The sequence below is a fragment of the Acidimicrobiales bacterium genome, from assembly GCA_035630295.1.
Taxonomy (GTDB): domain Bacteria; phylum Actinomycetota; class Acidimicrobiia; order Acidimicrobiales; family Iamiaceae; genus Iamia.
The window spans coordinates 60,178-78,546 of record DASQKY010000044.1 but is presented as its reverse complement, the minus strand read 5'-3'; the positions used below and the strand labels follow the sequence as shown (position 1 = coordinate 78,546).

Genomic DNA, 18,369 nt, shown 5'->3' with positions numbered 1-18,369 from the left:
GCCTCGGTCAGCGGTCGGCCTCACGGATGACCAGGTACTGGTCGGCGCTGGCGGTGGGGCTCCAGACCTCGCGGGTGGCGAACCATCGGAGCAGGTCGCCGGCGCCGGCGTTGGCGTAGTCCGGCACCCACCACTCGCGGAGGCGGAACCGCTCGACCCGGTACCCCGCGGGGGCCTCGGGCGGGAGCTCGAGGGCCAGGAGGATCATGGCGTCGAAGTCGGTGGGGAGCACCTCCGGGTCGAGGGTGCCGTAGCTGACGTTCTCCAGGTCGTGGAGGTACCAGGCCCAGGGCCAGGAGCCGCCGCCGGACTGGTCGACGATGATGGAGTCGATGGTGCCGTCGCGCTGCCCGGCGGCCAGGCGGTCGACGATGGGCGGGACGTCGACCGACGTCTGCACGGTCACCAGCAGCTCTCGGGGGTCGGCCCCGTCGGTGATGGCCGGGCGGACGGCGACCACGGCGGTGATCGCCACCCCCACCGCGGCCACCGTGGCCAGGGCGCGGCGGGCCGCGGGGGCGCGGACGCGGTCGGCCACGGCCTGGGCCCCGAGCCCGGCCAGCAGCACCGTCGGCAGCAGGGGGTGCAGCGCCAGCCAGGCGAACTTCTCCCCGGCCCAGGAGTAGAGGGCCGCCTGGCCGACGGCCATGGCCACGAACCACGCCCCCACCAGGGACCGCCGCCGGGCCACCACCACCACCACGCCGATGGCCGCCACCCCCCCGATCAGCCACTCGTAGCCGGCGTAGACGGCGAGGTAGAAGAACCAGGGCTGTCCTCCCCGGCCGACGTCGTGCTGGCTCCACCAGTACCGCACCCCGTCGAGGAGCCCCGACTCGAGGCCTTCGGCGTAGCGGAACCCGGAGGTGAAGATCACCATGAAGGTGACGGCGAAGGCGCACAGCGTCCACACCCACGGCTGGGTCCCGAGGGCGCCCACCCGCCGCGCCGCATCCCGGGCCGCGCCCGGGCGCCGGAGGGCGGCGGCCCCGCCCAGGAGGAAGAACACCAGCGCGTTCAGGCCGAACAGGAACGTGGTCTCCTTCAGCCCGAAGCTGGCGGCCAGCAGCGCGCCACCGGCGACCAGGTGCCACGGCCGGGGCTCGGTCAGGGCTCGGGCCACCACCAGCAGCAGGCCGATGCTGACCAGGGCGACCAGGGAGTCCTCCCGCCCGGTCCGGGTCACGGTCAGCACGGTGGGGCTCACCGTGAACAGCAGGGCGGCCACCGGGGCCCCGACCCGCCCGAGCGTGCGGGTCGACCCGGCGAGCAGCGCGGTGGCGGCGATGCCGGCCAGGGCCGCCACCAGCCGGGCGTGGAAGGCGCTGGTGCCGAGGTTCCCCAGGACGGCGCCCTCGAGGTAGAAGCGCAACGGACCGTGGTAGACGGGGTCGTAGCGCATGATCCCGCCGCTGCGGGCCTGCCACGAGAAGAAGGCGTCGATGGCCTCGTCGTGGGCCAGCGGGCGCTGCCCGAGCCGCCACAGGTGGGCCACCGCCGACAGGGCGGTGATCGCCGCCGCCGCCCGCCATCGCCCGATCGCGCCCACCGACCCATCATGCCCTTCGGGTCCCGGCGCAGGCGCGGCCCCGGCGCCCGGGCCGATCCGGCGGTCGGTGGGTGGGTGGTAGACAGGCCCGGTGCGGGTCCTCGTGACGCTCACGTACTACCGCCCGCACTGGACCGGCCTCACCGCCCTGGCGGCCCGGCTGGCCGAGGGCCTCGCCGCACGCGGCCACGAGGTGACGGTGCTGGCCGCCCGGCACGACCGGTCGCTCCCCCGTCACGAGGAGCTGGCCGGGGTGCGGGTGGTGCGGGTGCCCACCGCGGGGCGGCTCAGCCGGACCATGGTGATGCCGGGCTACCCGGCGGCCCTGGCCCGCCTCGTGGCCGACCACGACGTGGTGCACCTCCACACCCCCATGGCCGAGGCGCTGCTGGTGGCGGCCACGGCCCGGGCCCGGGGGACGCCGCTCCTGGTGACCCACCAGGGCGACGTGGTCATGCCCTCGGGGCCGGCCAACGCCGTGGTCCAGCGGGCCATGGACGTGACGCTGCGGGCCGCTCTCCGATCGGCCGACGAGGTCGTGACCCTCGGCGCCGACTACGCCCGCTCGTCGCCGTTCCTGCGGTCGCTCGGGCGCCCCGTCGGCGCCATCCACCCGCCGGTGGAGATCCCGGCGCCGCGCCCCGAGGCCGTGGCCCGGTGGCGTCGGGAGCTGGGCCTCACCGGGCGGCCGGTCGTGGGCTTCGCCGGCCGCTTCGTGGCCGAGAAGGGCTTCGACGTGCTCCTGCGAGCCGTGCCCGCCATCGTCGCCGGCACCCCCGGCACCCACCTGCTCTTCGCCGGCGACACCGCCGTCGCCTACGAGGACTTCCACGCCCGGTGCGGCCCGCTGTTCGCGGCGGCCGCCCCGCACGTCACCGAGCTCGGCCTGCTGCTCGACCGCCAGCGCCTGGCCGACTTCTACGCCCTGTGCGACCTGGTGGTGGTGCCGTCCCGGAGCGACTGCTTCGCCGCCGTCCAGCTCGAGGCCCTGCTGTGCGGCACGCCCCTGGTCACCAGCGCCATCCCCGGCGCCCGCGAGGTCGTCACCCGCACCGGGCTCGGCTGGCTGGTCCCCCCGGACGACCCCCCGGCCCTGGCCCGGGCCGTGGTGGCCGCCCTGCGCGACCCCGCGCCCCCGGTGCCCACCGCGGCCGCCGTGCACGACACCTACTCCCCGACCGAGTCCGTCGACCGCTACGAGGCGGCCCTGCTGCGCCTGGCCGAGCGCCCCGCCCCCTCCGCCCGGCCCGCCCGGTCGGCCCAACCCTCCGACCCGTCGACCCAACCCTCCGACCCGTCAGTCCGCCCCTCCGACCTGTCAGTCCCCCGGCGGGACCGGTCGGTCCGACCCTCCGACCCGTCGACCCAACCCTCCGGCCGGGCGGTCCGACCCCCCTCCCGGCTGCCCCGACCCCCCTCCCGGCTGCCCCGACTCTCCGCCCGGTCGGCTCTGCCTCACGCGCGGTCGGTCCAGTCCCTCGCCCCGTCGGCCCGGCCCACCCGGTCGGTGCCGCCGACGCCCGGTCGGGCCGAGCTGATCGACACGCTGATGGGCGCCGAGGCCGACATGGCCTACCGTCGCCGCACCCGGTGGATGCTCAACCGGCTGGACCTGGCCGACGGGTTGCGGGTGCTCGACGCCGGCTGTGGCCTGGGCTCGCACCTGCGCCTCCTCGACCGGCTGCACCGCCTCGACCTGCTGGGCGCCGATGCCTCGCCGGCTCGCGCCGCCCGGGCCGCCCGGGAGGTGCCGGCCGCCGCCGTGGTGCGGGCCGACGTGACCCACCTCCCCCTGCGCGGGGCCAGCGTCGACCGGGTGCTGGCCTCGGAGGTGCTGGAGCACCTTCCCGACGACGCGGCCGGGTTGGCGGAGCTGCACCGGGTGCTGCGTCCGGGTGGGCTCCTGGTCCTCAGCGTGCCCCACGCCGACTACCCCTTCTGGTGGGACCCGGTGAACCGCTCGCTCGAAGCCGCCGGTCGCGCCCCCATCCGCCGGCCCGGGCCGCTGGTCGGGATCTGGACCGGCCACGAACGGCTGTACCGGCCCGCCGACCTGGCCGAGCGGGTGGCCGCTGCCGGCTTCGTGGTCGAGGAGGTCGAGGAGCAGACCCACCACGCCTTCCCCTTCTCGCACCAGCTGGTCTACGGGGTCGGCAAGCCCCTCCTCGAACGAGGGCTCCTGCCGGCCTCGGTGGGCGCCGCCGTGGGTCGGTTCCCGGCCGAGGGGACGGCCCCGGGGCGGGGCGGGGCTGTGGGTGGAGCGGTGGGTGCGGCCGTGGCCGTGCTGCGCCGGGTCGATCGCCGCAACGACCACCTGCGGGGCGACGAGCGGACCTTCGTCAGCGTCGTGCTCCGCGCCCGCCGGGCCTGAGACTCCTCAGCGTTCGGGCAGGCGGCCGACCGAGCGCCGGAAGGTGACGGCCTGGCGGCCGGCGGCCAGCACCGCCCCGGCCAGGCGGCCCATCCGGAAGGTGCTGCGGCCCACGGGCCGCTGCCGGTGGCTGACCGGGATCTCGACCACTCGCCACCCGCGGCGGACGGCGCCCAGGCCGAGCAGGAGCGAGGGGGCGAAGGCGGTGGGGTCGATGGCGGGCCGGAGGTCGTCCCACAGCGCCCGGCGGATGAGCTTGAACGGGGCGTTGGCGTCCTCGAGGCGGCGCCCGCTGACGGCCCACACCACGAGGCGGGTCATCCGGGTGACCACCAGCCGGTGCACCGGGTCGCGCCGCGGCCGGCGCACGCCGATCAGCAGGTCGGCCTCATCGCGCCGGTCCCACAGCCGCCACAGGTCGTGGGGCACGGTCTGGCCGTCGGCGTCGAGGTGAAGGAGCCAGGCTCCCCGGGCCGTCTCCATGGCCCGGTAGAGCGCGGGACCGGGCCCGGCGTTGCGGGGCTGGTGCAACACGACGAGCCCGGGGATCTCACCGGCCAGGCGGTCGAGGAGGGCACCGGTGCCGTCGGTCGAGCCGTCGTCGACCACGACGAGCTCGGCCGCCCCCGCCGCGAACCTCTGGTCCAGGACATCGCGGTGCTCACGCAGGACCTGCTCGATCACCGCCACCTCGTCGTAGACCGGCATGACGACCGACAGGTCAATCACGAGTCACGCCTCGGTCCCGGCGAAGCCAGCGCCGCCGACCACGGAACCGGCAACCCGCCCGGCACCGTCCCCCGTCCCTAGTCCGAGCCGGTCGCGGTGCCCGAGCCGGTCGGGGGCGCGAGCCACCCCAGGCCACCTCGCCCCCATGATGAGGACCCGCCCGGGATCCGGCATCGCTCGTCCTGCCCTTTCGAACCCGATGACGACCGACGACATCCCCGGCCGCCGCGCATCCTACGTTCACCCGCCCTCCTGTCTCCGGACGCGATGGGGACGTTGAGGGTCGTGATCGTGCTGTTCCGGTTCGACGTTGCTCACGGCGGCCTCCGGGAGGTTCCGCCAGATCTCGGTGGAGTCAGCATGCCCGGGCCCCCTGTCCCCCGGCCGAGCGTGGCCTGAGCATCTCCTGAGCCCGTTGGGAACGTGGCGTGAGGCGTGTCCCGGACTGGGGCGGGCTAGGAAAGGGCCATGCCTGTCATCACCTTGAATCCCCCTGGCCTGCCCACCCCGGACGTCTACTGCCAGGTCGCCGTGGCCACCGGGAGCCGCACCGTCTACCTGGCCGGCCAGGTGGCCCGCACCGCCGACGGCGAACCGGTGGGCCCCGGTGACCTGGCCGCCCAGACCGCTCAGGCCTTCACCAACGTGCACACGGCCCTGGCCGCGGTAGACGCCACCTTCGATGATGTCGCCAAGTTCACCGTCTACGTCGTCGACTGGTCGTCCGAGAAGATGGACCAGCTCGGCGAGGGCTTCCTCCAGGCCGCCGGCGAGCTGGGCATCACCGCCGTGCGCCCCATCACTCTCATCGGCGTCGCCGCCCTGGGCGAGCCCGACCTCCTGATCGAGGTCGAGGCGGTGGCCGTCCTTCCCTAAAACCGAACCGCCACGTCTCCGAGCGCGGCGTGTGGCTGTGCTCGGGCATCTCGAGGTGTTCCGAGATGCTTTGGAGTGCGACCAGCTCCAAGTCGCCGGGCGCAGGCCGACGACGCGCGGCGACGCGATCCGACGGCTCTGGAGTTCGCCAGGTGTGACTTGGAAGGGAGGCATCGCTGAGCACTGCTTAGGGTGTCGCGGTGGCTCCCGAGCGGAACAGCCGACTGCTCTGGCTCTCGATCGCCACCGTGTACGTCTTCCAGGCCCTACATCTGGTGATCCCGGCGGACGCGATCGGCGGCCGGTATTCATGGACCGCCGCAGTCGCGGTCGGCATGCTCGAGGCCGTGCTGCTTGTGGCGTGCTCCGGCCTGCGCCGGGACGCGACCTGGGCGCCGCGACTGGCCGCGTGGATGGCCGGACTCACTGGACTCGTGTTCCTGCTGTACCACGGCCTCCCGTTCGACAGCACGGTCACGAATCCGTATCCGGGCGAGGTCGGCATCGCTCCTTGGATCCCGGTGGTGGGGATCATCGCTGGATCGCTGGGAACGATCTACTTCGGCATCGTGCGGCCGAGGGCTCCTGACTCGATCGAAGCCACGTCCACCTGATCGACGCCCAACAGCGGCCGCCCTTCGAACCCCGCGTGAGCGGCGTCGGAACCGGCGGAGATCATCGCCGGTGCCGGGCTCACGTGCCTGCTGTGCACCCACTGCCGCGCGCCCGCAGACGATGGAGTGGACGATACCGGCGGTGCTCGGCGGTGCGGGAGGACACGGAGGAGTGCCGGGTGACCTGCGGGTTCGCCGGCATTTGTGGCGGAGGTGATGGATTCGACCCACGGCCTCTTCGATGCGACCGAACCCCTGACAAGCGCCCACGCCTCTGAGCAGGGTCTTTGCTGTGAATCTACGCTGTGCCACCCGAACCACCCGTGCCTTCACGGATTTTCACTCTGGAGTCACCGCACGACGCGTCATCGCCCCGCCGAGACCGGCGGTGACCGCCGCCCCCCCAACGGGAGGACCCCTAGGGCGATGAACCCCGGGCCTGGGAGGAGGGGGGCCGGTAGGCTGAGGGGGGCCGGTAGGCTGCGGCAATGGACCTGTCGGAGCTGATCGACGTGCGCCCCGGGGTGCGAAGTGGCAAGCCGTGCTTCGTCGGGACCCGGATCGCGGTCTACGACGTCCTGGACTACCTGGCGAGCGGGATGATCCACGAGGAGATCGTGGCCGACTTCCCCGAGCTGACCGAGGCCCACATCCGTGCCGCCCTGGAGTTCGCGGCCGCCCGCGAGCGCCGCCTCGCCACCCCTGCGTGAAGCTCCTCCTCGACCAGAACCTCTCTCGGCGCCTGGTCGACCAGCTCGCACCGACCTTGCCGTGCAGCGCCCACGTCGTCCACCTCGGCCTCGACACCGCATCCGACGAAGAGATCTGGACCTACGCCGGCCAGCACGACTTCGTGATCGTCTCCAAGGACTCAGACTTTCGCCAGCTCGCCTTCCTCCATGGCCCCCCACCCAAGGCCATCTGGCTCCGCGTCGGCAACACCTCAACCGCTGAGATCTTTAACCTCCTCCGATCAAGCACCGAGCCCGTCATCCACTTCGCCCAGTCGGCTGACGAAGCCCTTTTGGTCCTTCCGAACATTGATGGTTGAGCGGTGACGCCAACTTGTTACGGCTCTTCCTCAGCCTGCAAGTATGCGGGTGTGCCGACTCGTGCCCTGAAGATTGCGACCCGCAATCTTCAGCGAGCTGGCTACTTCCTAGATATTCACGAGAGCATGCAGACGGGCCCAGGTGCCCCCGACAACAAGCGACGCGAACTTCCCCGAGGAGCGGTGACCTTCGCGATCGGAGCACTGGACGCATACCTGTCCGAGGTCGCTGCGGAGGTGATGATCGCCCAGTTCGAGCTTGGTCACGCCACCGGCGATGGCAGGAAGATCGTTGAGGCCGTCCAAAGGACGGTCCCGACCCTCGCAATAGAGCTGGCTATCGCTGGACCAGACGTCGACCGCAGTGGGGTGCTCCGTGACGCCATCGTCACTCACTTCTACGACCAGGTGAGCAATCACGGCGCCAAGGCCGTGGCGAGCACGGTCCAACGAATGGGCCAGTCGTCTAACTCAGTCTGGGCAGCCGTCGAAGCTGCTGGAGAAGAAAGAGCGCAGATTCGGCTCGATGAGTGGACCGAGAAGCGCCACGCCATCGTCCATCGTGGTGAGCTGCCGCTGATCAATCGCGGTCCAGCGCGTGCATGTGTGGCGCTGGTCCAAGTGATCTGTGTTGCGGTCGACGCAGTGGCAGTCGAGGCCAAGGCTGCCTCTCAGTCCTAACCCCCCGGATCACTCCGACGGACGGGACTGCCGTGGAAGAGTCGCTGACTGATCTGTCCCTGGTAACGCCCCGTCGAGCCATGCCCATAGGCCAGGACCTGCGGGGTCGGCTTTCCGTGCCTTCGCGTGACTCAACGGACGAGACGGAAGGCAACTTGGTGGGACTGGCAGGTCCTCGCCGGCGCAGGCCGGGCGGACCGCTACCTAGGTCGTTGCCTGTCAGAACTAGGAGTGGAGGTGATGGGATTCGAACCCACGGCCTCTTCGATGCGACCGAAGCGCTCTAGCCAACTGAGCTACACCCCCGAGGGAGGGGCAGCATACCTCCGGGCTCGGGGCGCCCCGGAAACAAGGACCGGTCCCGCCGGTCGCTCTACGCGCGTCCGCCAGCGTCATGTGTCAACGGCGGCGCCACGGACCGCGGTTGCCCTTTCATGTCGGCTGATGTCGCTTCGTCCAGGTCGCGGGGAGGCTGCGGGCCTGGGCCGTTCGGACCATTTCGCCACTTAAGTAGGTTCCGCCACGCTGTGTGCTCAAGTTCGGCGGTTGTGCCCCGATCGGGACACATGCGGAAGATCACTCGGCCCAGGATCGCCTTGGCGCTCGTCGCCACGGTGCTGGCCCTCCTCACCAGCGCGTGCCTGTCCACCGGCCAGACCACGGTCCTCAACGAGATGAACGCCGACCGGTCCAGCAACCGCCTGCGCACGCTCCCCACCCACCCCGAGCTCGACGCCAAGGCCCAGGCCTGGGCCGAGAAGCTGGCCCGGGACAACCGGCTCTCGCACTCCCGGGTCCAGTCCGGCGCCCCGAGCTGCTGGCGGTCCCTGGGCGAGAACGTGGGCTACGGCCGCAGCGTCAGCTCCATCGAGGACGCCTACATGGCATCCGCCGGCCACCGGGCCAACATCCTCGACAGCCGCTGGGACTACGTGGGCGTCGGCCACGCCACCCGGGGCGGGCGGGTGTTCACCGTCCAGGTGTTCATGCAGGGCTGCCGCTAGCCGACCGGGCCGGCGCCAACAGACCCGACCACAACCGCGGCCGGACCGTCAGGCGGGCTTCCGGCAGATGTAGGCCAGCAGGTAGCAGTCGGCCGCCGCCGCGTAGATGCCGGAGCGGTGCGCCACCTCGGCCATGGAGAACGTGTCGTCCGCGGCGCCGGCGCCCAGGTGGTTCAGCCCCTGGACGGTGACGACCTCGAACCCGGCCCGCTGGATCTTGGTCGTGAGGGTCGGCTCGTCGTACTCGACCTCGTGGTCGGGGTCGATGAACTCCTCCTGCTGGAGGCGGGTCACCCGGCCGTTCGGCGTGTCGATGGCCATGTGCCCGCCGGGCCGCAGCACCCGCAGCGCCTGCTCCAGCACCGCGTCGCCGTCGGCCTCGGTGACGTGCTCGAAGGTCTGGCCCGAGTACACGAGGTCGAACGACCCCGACTCGTACCGGCTCAGGTCGGCCATGGAGTGGTACTGGTACCGCACCGGGCCCCGCTCGGTCGGCACCTCGGTGAGCGACCCCCGGGCCTGGTAGATCTCGTGGCGGTCGTCCACCGGCAGGTCCACGATGATCAGCTCGTCGAAGTCGTACGGGTAGCCCATGGCCACCAGCGCCCCCTCGTCGCGGTGCTGGTGCGTGCCCCCCAGGTCGAGGATCCGCCGGCCCTGGGGCAGGGTCCGGATGAACTCGCACCGACTGGAGTGCAGCGACGGGCCCAGGCGCCAGAACCGGCGGTGGGTCATGAACTCCTCCGAGCCCCACAGCGTCTCCACCAGCTCCGGGTAGCTCAGGGCGCCGGCCTCCACCGCCGGCAGCAGCGTCTCGGTGCCATGAGGGTCGGGCTCCCGCTGGAGGATCACGTTGTAGGCCATGCGGAAGGCGGCCGAGGGCACCAGGTCGTCGAAGGACAGGCCGTGGTCGCCCGGGGACCGGAAGGCGACGCGGGCCGCCTTGGACCGGGTGTAGAGATCGCGGAGCCGCTCGCTCCGCCGGGCCACGCCCCGCACCGCCTCGTTGACCCGGCCCCGGTCCCGCTTGCTGTCCTCGCTCAGCATCTCGTCACCGTAACGGGGCGGCCCGCCGGGCTCGCCAGCGACGGGCCAGCGGCGGTATCAGGACGGTCAGCGGCTCTCGATGGCCCGCTGGAGGCGGGCCTGGAGCACGGTGGTGGTCACGTCGCCCCGGCTGCGCTCCAGCACGGCCCGGAGCTGGTCCAGGGTGCGGCGCAGGCCACTGGTCAGGGCGTCGGGGTAGTCGACCACCGACAGCACGTCGTACACGTCGTCCATGGCCCCCAGCAGGGCCTCGGCCCGGTCCGTCTCCCCCTCGCGCAACCGGTCGAGCAGGTTGCGGCGCAGCTCGCTGGCCGCCTCGGCCAGGCCCCGCATCCACGCCGTGGCCTCGACGCCCAGCTCGTCGGGCCCGGGGGCGGGCACGCCGGCCACCAGCGCCTCGGTCAGGCGGGCCTCGGCGTACTCCTTCTCGGCGTCGTGGAGGAACCCGGCGTGGGCCAGGGACGGGAACGGCGCCAGGGTCCGCTGGGCGGCCCGCACCGACGTCTCGGCCTCGGCCAGGTGGCGGGCCACGGCGTCGAGCTCGCCCCGGTGCACGGCCCGGATGGCCCGCGACGCGCTGCGAATGGTGGCCCGGCACGAGGGCAGGGCCGCCTCGCGGGCCGCGTTGGCGGCACCCAGGCCGACCCGGATGGTGTCGGTGATCCCCTCCAGCCGGGCCCGGGTCGCGCCGGGCTCACCCGGGGGTGCGGTCACGGCCGGGGGCGGGCGTTCAACCGGAGGCGGAGCGGCGCAGCGTCACCAGCGTGGGCTGGCTCTGCGGCGGCACCGCCAGGTACCGCACCTTGTGGGACCGCTCGGCCGCGGACTTGCGCATCTGCACCAGCAGGTACACGTAGCCGCCCAGGCCCGCGTCGACCAGGAGGTGCAGGGCCACCATCGACCCACCGAAGGCCACGGCCAGCAGCAGGGTGAAGGCGGCCGCACCGCCGAGGGCGAAGAGCACGTCGCGCCGACGCTTGCGGGCCGCGGCCCGGCCCCGGGGCGAGCCGGAGCCGACCGGCCGGTCGCGGGCGCCGCGGAACGAGGACAGCGCAGCGCCGGGGGTGGCCCGGCCCAGGACGTCGAGGCCCTGCTTGAAGCTCACCACCGACGACCCGGGGCGGCTCTCGGTGCGGTTCCGCACGAAGGGCGGAACCAGCACGATCGCCCATGCGATGGCCAAAAGGATCAGGACCGGCACGCCCATGCTCTCCAGCTCGACTCCTGGCTCAGGACCGTAGCGAGGTGGCGCCCGTCACTGGGGGATGCCATACCGCCGGTCGGTGGTCGGGGTGCGGGTCCGGTCCTCGTCGACCGGGGCCCGCAATGTGACAGTTCTACTACGAACGTGACGGCGGGGCCACCCCGCAGCCACTGACACCCTGGTCACCGTGGCGGGACCACGGCTCGGACAGCAACCGGCCGGCCGGCGGCGGATCAGATCTCGGCCGGGTCGCCCAGGCCGGAGGGGCCGATCATCCCCGCCGCGCCCTCGCCCACCGCGGGCTCGGCCCCGTCCAGGGCGTTGTCCCGCAGCACCGTGTCGATGCTCCGGTCGAAGGGGGTGACGGCGTCGCGGCGGAACGTCCCCGACCGGCCGCCCGTCTTCTCCCACAGGGCCACGTCGCCGATGGTCATCGAGCGATCGGCCGACTTGCACATGTCGTAGATGGTGAGGGCCGCCACCGACACCGCGGTCAGGGCCTCCATCTCCACACCGGTGCGATCCACGGTGTCGACGTGGGCCTCGACCTCGATGAACTCGTCCTCGATGCGGAAGTTCACCAGCACCGCCCCCACCAGCAGGGGGTGGCACAGCGGGATCAGGTCCGAGGCCCGCTTGGCCGCCTGGATGCCGGCCACCCGGGCCACGGCCAGCACGTCGCCCTTGCCCACGCCCCCCCGGGCCACCAGCGACGTGGTCTCCGGGTGCATGTAGACCCGGCCCCGGGCCACCGCCCGGCGGTGCGTCGGGTCCTTGGGCGTCACGTCGACCATGCGCGCCCGTCCGAGGGGATCCAGGTGGGTCAGGCCACGGTCCGGCATGGACCGATGCTACGCCCGCACCCCACCCCCCGCCGCACCGACCGACCCCCGACGGTGGCCCGGAACGGCGCCCTCGCCTAGCCGCCGATCTGCGACATCGAGCGGCGGGGCCGGATGAAGGTGGGCTGGCCGATCAGGTGCCCGGGGCCCTTCTCGCCCACCGCGGCGGCCACCACGGCGGCGATGTCATCGTCGGCGGCCCCGCCCCGCAGCAGGGCCCGCAGGTCGGTCTCCTCGGTGGCGAACAGGCAGGTCCGCAGACCCCCGTCGGCGGTGAGGCGGATGCGGTCGCAGTCCCCGCAGAACGGCTCGGTGACGCTGGGGATGACACCCACGTCGCCGGCCCCGTCCCGGTAGCGCCACAGCGACGCCGGAGCCGACCCCCGGGGCACGGCCTCGACCGGGAACACCGTGTCGATGGCGGCCACGATCTCCGCCGCCGGCACCACCGCGCCGCGGTCCCACTCGCCCGAGGCGTCGAGGGGCATGAACTCGATGAACCGGACCGACAGGCCCTTGTCCCGGCCGAAGGCGGCCAGGTCGACGATCTCGTCGTCGTTGACGCCCCGCATGGCCACCACGTTGAGCTTCACCGGGGCCAGGCCGGCGGCCAGGGCGGCGTCGATGCCGGCGTGCACCCGGTGCAGGTCGTCGCGCCGGGTGAGCTCCACGAACCGGTCCCGCTGCAGCGTGTCCAGCGAGATGTTGACCCGCCGCAGCCCGGCGGCCCGCAGGTCGGCGGCCGTCCGGTCGAGGGTGGTGGCGTTGGTGGTCATGCTCAGGTCCGTGCCCAGGGCGGCCAGCCGCTCGACCAGGACCGGCAGGTGGGCCCGCAGCGTCGGCTCCCCACCGGTGAGGCGGATGCCGTCGACCCCGCACCGCTCGACCAGGACCCGGGCCAGGCGCTCGATCTCCTCGAAGGTCAGCAGCTCGTCCCGGGGCTGCCACTGCATCCCCTCCTCGGGCATGCAGTACGTGCAGCGCAGGTTGCAGCGGTCGGTGACCGAGATCCGCAGGTCGCGATGGACGCGCCCGTGGCCGTCGACGAGCGGGCGGGACACCTCCCGAGCCTAGGGGGCGCCCGGCCCCCTTGCGCCCAGGGCGGCCACCGGGTCGAGGACGATCACCTCGACCGCACCCCCCTCGGCCACCCCGGCCCCGTCCGGCACCACCGCCAGGCCCTGGGCCGCGGCGGTGGCCACCAGCTGGTGGCTGCCCTGAGCGGCCACCGGCACCACCACCAGCGCCCCGTCGGCGGCCCGGTCGAAGGTGACCCGCACGTAGTGGTCCTTGCCGTCGGCCCGGCGCCCCAGGGCGGTCCCGGCCCGGACCTCGAGCCGAACCCGGTCCAGGGTGGCATGGCCGCCCAGGCGCCGGAGGGCCGGGCGGGCCAGCAGCTCGAACGACACCAGCGACGACACCGGGTTGCCGGGCAGGCCCAACAGCGGCACCCCCTCCACCGTGGCCAGGGCGAAGGGCTTGGCCGGCTTGATGGCCACCTGCACCCACAGCGGGTCGGCCATGCGCCCCAGCACCAGCTTCACCACGTCGGCCTCGCCCATGCTCACCCCGCCCGAGGTGAGGATCAGGTCGCAGCGGGTGGCGGCCGAGCGCAGGGCGGCGGCCACGGCGTCGACGTCGTCGCGCACCCAGCCCAGGTCGACCGACGTGGCCCCGGCGGCGGCCACCGCGGCCAGGAGCATCGGTCGGTTGGAGTCGCGGATCTGGCCCACCTCCAGGCCGCGCACGGGCTCGACCAGCTCGTCGCCGGTGGAGATGACGCCCACCCGGGGCCGGGGGTGGACGCAGGCGGTGGCCCGCCCGACGGAGGCCAGCACCCCCACCAGCGGCGGGGTCAGGACCGTCCCGGCCCGCATCACGGTCGTGCCCGCCACCACGTCGTCACCGGCCGAGCGGACGTGCAGGCCCGCCGACGAGGGAGCCAGGACGGCGACCGTCTCCCCGTCGCCCCGGGCCCCGCTGGAGTGGCGGGTCACCTCGACCGGCACGATGGCATCGGCGCCCTTCGGCACCGGCGCCCCGGTCATGATCCGGATGGCCTGGCGCCCGCCCACCACCCGCTCCGAGGCCCGGCCGGCCGACACCGTGTCGATGACCTCCAGCACCACCGGCAGGTCCTCGGTGGCGCTGGCCACGTCGGCGGCCCGCACCGCGAAGCCGTCCATCCCCGAGCTGGCGAAGCCGGGCAGGTCGGCGTCGGCCACCACGTCCTCGGCCAGCACGCAACCCTGGGCCAGGCGCAGCTCGACCTCCCGGGCCGACCGGGGCCGGCACCGCTCCAGGACCAGGCCCCGCACCTCCGACAGCGGTCGCACGGGCCGTGACGGTAGCCCGGCCGGGGCTCGGCGCCGCCCGAGGCCGGCGCCGGCATGGCTTCCTACATGTCGCGCTGGTGCACGAAGTCGGACAGGAACGACCGGAACTCGGGCCCCAGGTCGTCGCGCTCGCTGGCCAGCTCGACGATGACCTTCAGGTAGTCGAGCACCTGCCCGGTGTCGTAGCGGCCCTCGGTGAAGGTGTAGCCGTAGACGGCCTGGCGCTCCAGCAGCAGGGCGATGGCGTCGGTCAGCTGCAACTCGCCACCCGAGCCCGGGGTGATGCGGCCCAGCGCTTCGAAGATCTCCGGCGTCAGGATGTAGCGCCCCATCACCGCCAGGTTCGACGGCGCCGTCGCCGGATCGGGCTTCTCGATCACGTCCAGGATGCGGACCAGCCCGTCGGACACCGGCTCGGGCCGGGCGCACCCGTAGCGGGAGATCTCCTCGTCCGAGACCTCCTTCAGTGCGATCACCGACTGCTGGTAGCGGTCATAGGTGGCGATCATCCCCTCCAGCAGCCCCACGTCGGCCCGCATCCACTCGTCGCCCAGCAGCACCGCGAACGGGTTGTCGCCCACGTGCTTGCGGGCCACCGAGATGGCGTGGCCCAGGCCCAGGGGCTCGCCCTGGCGGACGTAGTGGATGTCGGCCAGCTCGGCGATGTCGACCAGCTCGTCGCGCTGGTCGTGCTTGCCCTTCTTGCCCAGCAGGTACTCGAGCTCGAAGTTGCGGTCGAAGTGATCCTCGAGGCTGCGCTTGCCCCGCCCGGTGATGATGAGGATGTCGTCGATGCCGGCCCGCACCGCCTCCTCGACCACGTACTGGATGGCCGGCTTGTCCACCACCGGCAGCATCTCCTTGGGCTGGGCCTTGGTGGCCGGCAGGAACCGGGTGCCGAGGCCTGCTGCGGGGATGACCGCGGTGGTGACGCGCCGAGGGGTCTGCACGGCTGAGTGTCTACCGCGCCCGGCCCCACCGCCCCGACTCCCCCCGCCGGGCTGGCGGGACCGATGGGGCGCGCAGGTACCATTGGCACTCTCGACCACCGAGTGCCAACGACGACCGGCCCCGCACGCCCACCGGTGGGAGCCGCCGCACCGAGGAGACCCGATGCCCACCTACGAGTACCGCTGCAAGGATTGCGGCCACACCTTCGACGCCTACCAGTCCTTCACCGACGACGCGCTCACCGAGTGCCCGTCGTGCCAGGGCGCGGTGCGGAAGGTGTTCGGCAACGTCGGCATCTCGTTCAAGGGCAGCGGCTTCTACAAGACCGACAGCCGGGGCTCCGCCGGCAAGGCCAAGGAAGCCGCCGGCGGGACGGGCAACGGCGCCTCCGGCGATGCCAAGAAGGACAGCTCCACCTCGGGCGACTCGTCCTCGTCCTCGTCGGGCTCCGATTCCTCCGGCTCGTCGGACAAGGGCTCGGGGTCGTCGGACAAGGGCAAGGGCTCCGGTTCGGGCTCCGGCTCCGGCTCCGGTTCGGGCTCCGGCTCCGGCTCCGGCCCGAGCACCTCCAGCCCCGCCGCCTCGTCCACCTGACCGATCCGCCCGGCACGCCCCGGGGCGCGCTCCTCATCGGTGGCATCGGCCATGATCCGCCCCGGCGGGGTGTGGTGGCCGTGGGCACTGGGGTAGAAGGGCTGGCACCCCCCGCCAGGTCCTCGGCCCGTCTCAGGTGATGTGATGCCCACCCCATCGTGGAGGAAGCTCCGGTCCCCCGTGATCGTGGGCCTCACCTTTGCCCTCGTGCTCCTCCTCGGCGGCTGCTCGGACGACGATCCGTCCCCGCAGACCACCGACCCCGCGCCCACCACCACCAAGCCCTCCACCACCCTCTCCCAGCAGCAGGAGGACGAGCAGGCCCTGCGCCAGCTCGCCGAGGAGTGGTTCGAAGCAGTGCGCCGGATCTTCGTCGACGGCGAGGATCCCGCCATCGCCGAGCGCTACGTCACCGGCGACTACCTCACCGAGTTCCGCCGACACGTCCAGGACGATGCCGCCAATGGCCACGTGACGGAGCGCGATCCTCAAGGTCGTTCGAGGACCACCGTGGAGGATGTCTCTGTCACCGGTGACCGAGCCGAGATCGTTGAGTGTGTCGTTGACGCTGATGTGCTGAAGGACGGCGACACCGGCGAAGTGATCAATGACGAGATTGCCGCTCGACGTTTCATCACGAGGGCTGTCCAGACGGACTCGGGCTGGAGGCTCTCCCAAAGGACGACGGAGTCAAGAACCGAAGACAGCGAGATATGTCCGGCGTGACTCGACTTGTTCTCAGCCTTGTCGCCTTGACGGCCGTTCTCGCGGCTGGCTCTGCGGCATCAGCCGATGCCGCGCATGACGAAGGTTCGCAGTCGATCGGGGTGGGGGTGGAGAGGCCGGGGGACGGATCGGAGCGGCCGGGACGGGTGCCGGCGCGGCCGCGGCCGTCGTCGTCGGGGCCGGGGGGCACCGGCGCGGCGGCGGTGCCGTGGGTGGACCCGTGCGCCGGGATCAGCTTCGACCCCGCGGACTGCGTCCTGGCGTGGATGGCGGACACGGGCGCGGCCGTGCCGGCGCCCGCGGCGGCACCGGCCATCGCCGCCGTCCTGGCCCTCCAGGCCCGGGAGCAGGTGACGGTGAGCGTGCCCCGGCTCCACACCTCGCCCGACGGGGTGCCCCAGCTGGCCGGCAAGCGCACCTGGTTCTGGATGGACGAGGGCGAGTGGCGGGCCGTCTCCGTCCGGGCCGAGATCCCCGGTGTCTGGGCCGAGGTCACCGCCACCCCGGTGCGCGCGGTGTGGCGGCCGGGCGACGGCGGGGCCGCCGTCACCTGCGACGGGCCGGGCCGACCCCACCCCGGCACCCGGGGCGCCACCACGGCGTGCGGGCACGTCTACACGACCACCGGCGCCCGCACCCTCCGGGCCGCCGTCACCTACGAGGTCACCTGGCGCTCGTCCACCGGCGAGACCGGCGTCCAGGACCCGTTCGTCCTCACCGGGTCCCTGCCCGTCACCGTCGAGGAGCGCCAGGTGGTCGTGAGCTAGCCACCGTCGGACTGCCTCTCCCGCCGGACTACCTATCGAGCCCCCTCTCGCCGGACGACCCATCCAGCCCCCTCCGGCCGAACCCACCCGTCCACGCCTCCTGTCGGATCGCCCATCGGGGCGCACCTCCGGTCCGGTGGCCCACCCGCTACTCGGCCTTCCCAGCCCAGCTCAACGTCGCTTCCCCTGCTGGTCCCCCCACCGTGAGGTCGCGCCCGTGATGTCGTTCCGTCCCCGCCGCAGCCTGCGGCCCGTCCGCCCCCGCCTGCCCCGGCGGGCCATCCCCTGGTACGCGGCGGCACTGCTGCTGGCCGGGGCCACGGGCCTGCTCGTCGCCTCCGCCCTGCGGCGGGCCGACGCCGCCGAGGGGGCCTACGGGACCAGCCGGCCGGTGGCCGTCGTGGCCCGGGACGTCGCCGCTGGCGAGGTGGTCACGGCGGCCGACGTGGTGGTGCGGCGGTGGCCCTCGGTGCTCGTCCCGCCCGGGGCGCTGGCCACCGCCCCGACCGGGCGCACCGCCCGGGCCGACCTGGTGGCCGGCGAGGCCGTGGCCGACCGGCGCCTGGGCCCGCCCGGGGCCGGGGGCGGCACCGCCCTGCTCGCCGCTGGCCAGCGGGCCGTGCCCGTGCCCATCACCGTCCCCGGCCTGGACCTCCGGCCCGGGGACCGGGTCGACGTGCTGTCCGGGGGCGGTCCTGGCGGCGGGCCGGCCGGTGACCTGCCGGTCGGGGCCACGGGGCCCGACGTCGTGGCCGCCGGGGCCACCGTGGTCGACGTGGCCGAGGAAGCGGTGGTGGTGGCCGTCGCCGCATCGGTGGCGCCCGACGTGGCCGCCGCCCTCACCGCCGGGCCCCTCGTCCTGGCCCTCCGACCACCCGGCGGCTGAGTCTTGGCCCCACCGGGGAGCCGGACCATGGGGCGCAGCACCGGGATACGGTGCGAGGCCAGACCCTGTCCCCCGCAGGCTCGAGCTGGAGGTCCCGCCATCCCTCGCACCCGCCGTGCCCTGGCCCTCGCCCTCGTCGCC

Annotated in this window: 19 protein-coding genes, 1 tRNA gene and 1 pseudogene; 11 read left to right on the top strand and 10 right to left on the bottom strand. The window is 73.3% G+C overall.

All coding sequences use genetic code 11. The features are described 5' to 3' along the window. Nucleotides 1-7 precede the first annotated feature (7 nt). The gene (locus VEW93_13085; protein ID HYI62726.1) at nt 8-1,549 is read right to left on the bottom strand and encodes a flippase activity-associated protein Agl23; all 1,542 of its coding nucleotides are present in this window, start codon (nt 1,547-1,549) and stop codon (nt 8-10) included. Between the two features lie 91 nt (nt 1,550-1,640). On the opposite strand from VEW93_13085, the gene VEW93_13080 reads away from it, so the two are divergent. Beyond that, nucleotides 1,641-3,920: a glycosyltransferase gene (locus VEW93_13080; protein ID HYI62725.1), complete on the top strand. Its 2,280-nt coding sequence runs from the start codon at nt 1,641-1,643 to the stop codon at nt 3,918-3,920. A 6-nt stretch (nt 3,921-3,926) separates the two neighbouring features. Here VEW93_13080 and VEW93_13075 read toward each other — a convergent pair whose 3' ends face one another. Beyond that, nucleotides 3,927-4,649 (bottom strand): glycosyltransferase family 2 protein, encoded by a 723-nt coding sequence (locus tag VEW93_13075; protein HYI62724.1) that lies wholly within the window; start codon nt 4,647-4,649, stop codon nt 3,927-3,929. Between the two features lie 468 nt (nt 4,650-5,117). Here VEW93_13075 and VEW93_13070 point away from each other — a divergent pair, with 468 nt between their 5' ends. The 5 genes from VEW93_13070 (at nt 5,118) to VEW93_13050 (ending at nt 7,871) form a co-directional block, all read left to right on the top strand. After that, nucleotides 5,118-5,525, top strand: a complete 408-nt coding sequence (locus VEW93_13070) for a RidA family protein (protein HYI62723.1) — start codon at nt 5,118-5,120, stop codon at nt 5,523-5,525. A gap of 200 nt (nt 5,526-5,725) precedes the next feature. Then, nucleotides 5,726-6,139, top strand: a complete 414-nt coding sequence (locus VEW93_13065; protein ID HYI62722.1) for a hypothetical protein — start codon at nt 5,726-5,728, stop codon at nt 6,137-6,139. 488 nt (nt 6,140-6,627) lie between these two features. Beyond that, nucleotides 6,628-6,849 carry a DUF433 domain-containing protein gene (locus tag VEW93_13060; GenBank protein ID HYI62721.1) on the top strand — a complete coding sequence of 74 codons (222 nt, stop codon included), beginning with the start codon at nt 6,628-6,630 and terminating at the stop codon, nt 6,847-6,849. Further along, nucleotides 6,846-7,190 carry a DUF5615 family PIN-like protein gene (locus VEW93_13055; protein HYI62720.1) on the top strand — a complete coding sequence of 115 codons (345 nt, stop codon included), beginning with the start codon at nt 6,846-6,848 and terminating at the stop codon, nt 7,188-7,190. The genes VEW93_13060 and VEW93_13055 overlap by 4 nt, the downstream gene beginning before the upstream one ends. A gap of 183 nt (nt 7,191-7,373) precedes the next feature. Further along, nucleotides 7,374-7,871, top strand: coding sequence for a hypothetical protein (locus VEW93_13050; GenBank protein HYI62719.1), 498 nt, complete (start codon nt 7,374-7,376; stop codon nt 7,869-7,871). Between the two features lie 232 nt (nt 7,872-8,103). Here the strand turns inward: VEW93_13050 and VEW93_13045 are convergent. Continuing rightward, nucleotides 8,104-8,177 (bottom strand) — tRNA-Ala (locus tag VEW93_13045). A gap of 290 nt (nt 8,178-8,467) precedes the next feature. On the opposite strand from VEW93_13045, the gene VEW93_13040 reads away from it, so the two are divergent. Next, nucleotides 8,468-8,875 carry a CAP domain-containing protein gene (locus VEW93_13040; GenBank protein HYI62718.1) on the top strand — a complete coding sequence of 136 codons (408 nt, stop codon included), beginning with the start codon at nt 8,468-8,470 and terminating at the stop codon, nt 8,873-8,875. Nucleotides 8,876-8,923: 48 nt separating this feature from the next. Here VEW93_13040 and VEW93_13035 read toward each other — a convergent pair whose 3' ends face one another. From VEW93_13035 to galU, 7 genes and pseudogenes are all read right to left on the bottom strand, one after another. Continuing rightward, nucleotides 8,924-9,922 (bottom strand): methyltransferase domain-containing protein, encoded by a 999-nt coding sequence (locus VEW93_13035; GenBank protein ID HYI62717.1) that lies wholly within the window; start codon nt 9,920-9,922, stop codon nt 8,924-8,926. Nucleotides 9,923-9,988: 66 nt separating this feature from the next. Then, nucleotides 9,989-10,636: a hypothetical protein gene (locus tag VEW93_13030; GenBank protein ID HYI62716.1), complete on the bottom strand. Its 648-nt coding sequence runs from the start codon at nt 10,634-10,636 to the stop codon at nt 9,989-9,991. 16 nt (nt 10,637-10,652) lie between these two features. Further along, nucleotides 10,653-11,084: a hypothetical protein gene (locus VEW93_13025; GenBank protein HYI62715.1), complete on the bottom strand. Its 432-nt coding sequence runs from the start codon at nt 11,082-11,084 to the stop codon at nt 10,653-10,655. Nucleotides 11,085-11,491: 407 nt separating this feature from the next. Then, nucleotides 11,492-11,968 (bottom strand): annotated as a pseudogene (moaC, locus tag VEW93_13020) (cyclic pyranopterin monophosphate synthase MoaC). A gap of 77 nt (nt 11,969-12,045) precedes the next feature. Next, on the bottom strand, nt 12,046-13,029 hold the full coding sequence (moaA, locus tag VEW93_13015) for a GTP 3',8-cyclase MoaA (GenBank protein ID HYI62714.1): 984 nt from the start codon (nt 13,027-13,029) through the stop codon (nt 12,046-12,048). Between the two features lie 9 nt (nt 13,030-13,038). After that, nucleotides 13,039-14,304 (bottom strand): gephyrin-like molybdotransferase Glp, encoded by a 1,266-nt coding sequence (gene glp / locus VEW93_13010; protein ID HYI62713.1) that lies wholly within the window; start codon nt 14,302-14,304, stop codon nt 13,039-13,041. A gap of 62 nt (nt 14,305-14,366) precedes the next feature. Next, on the bottom strand, nt 14,367-15,254 hold the full coding sequence (galU, locus tag VEW93_13005) for a UTP--glucose-1-phosphate uridylyltransferase GalU (protein ID HYI62712.1): 888 nt from the start codon (nt 15,252-15,254) through the stop codon (nt 14,367-14,369). A 163-nt stretch (nt 15,255-15,417) separates the two neighbouring features. On the opposite strand from galU, the gene VEW93_13000 reads away from it, so the two are divergent. The 4 genes from VEW93_13000 to cpaB all read left to right on the top strand — a co-directional run bounded on the left by VEW93_13000 (nt 15,418) and on the right by cpaB (nt 18,228). Next, nucleotides 15,418-15,849 (top strand): FmdB family zinc ribbon protein, encoded by a 432-nt coding sequence (locus VEW93_13000; protein HYI62711.1) that lies wholly within the window; start codon nt 15,418-15,420, stop codon nt 15,847-15,849. Between the two features lie 180 nt (nt 15,850-16,029). Next, nucleotides 16,030-16,575 (top strand): hypothetical protein, encoded by a 546-nt coding sequence (locus VEW93_12995; protein HYI62710.1) that lies wholly within the window; start codon nt 16,030-16,032, stop codon nt 16,573-16,575. Nucleotides 16,576-16,841: 266 nt separating this feature from the next. Continuing rightward, nucleotides 16,842-17,342, top strand: coding sequence for a hypothetical protein (locus tag VEW93_12990; protein ID HYI62709.1), 501 nt, complete (start codon nt 16,842-16,844; stop codon nt 17,340-17,342). 220 nt (nt 17,343-17,562) lie between these two features. Then, nucleotides 17,563-18,228 carry a Flp pilus assembly protein CpaB gene (cpaB, locus tag VEW93_12985; GenBank protein HYI62708.1) on the top strand — a complete coding sequence of 222 codons (666 nt, stop codon included), beginning with the start codon at nt 17,563-17,565 and terminating at the stop codon, nt 18,226-18,228. Nucleotides 18,229-18,369 lie beyond the last annotated feature (141 nt).

What these genes read in the sequence shown, in the direction of transcription:
- VEW93_13070 (HYI62723.1), top strand. Translation starts at nt 5,118, where the DNA reads ATGCCTGTCATCACCTTGAATCCCCCTGGCCTGCCCACCCCGGACGTC.
- VEW93_13060 (HYI62721.1), top strand. Translation starts at nt 6,628, where the DNA reads ATGGACCTGTCGGAGCTGATCGACGTGCGCCCCGGGGTGCGAAGTGGC.
- VEW93_13035 (HYI62717.1), bottom strand. Translation starts at nt 9,922, where the DNA reads ATGCTGAGCGAGGACAGCAAGCGGGACCGGGGCCGGGTCAACGAGGCG.
- VEW93_13000 (HYI62711.1), top strand. Translation starts at nt 15,418, where the DNA reads ATGCCCACCTACGAGTACCGCTGCAAGGATTGCGGCCACACCTTCGAC.
- VEW93_12990 (HYI62709.1), top strand. Translation starts at nt 16,842, where the DNA reads ATGGCGGACACGGGCGCGGCCGTGCCGGCGCCCGCGGCGGCACCGGCC.
- cpaB (HYI62708.1), top strand. Translation starts at nt 17,563, where the DNA reads ATGTCGTTCCGTCCCCGCCGCAGCCTGCGGCCCGTCCGCCCCCGCCTG.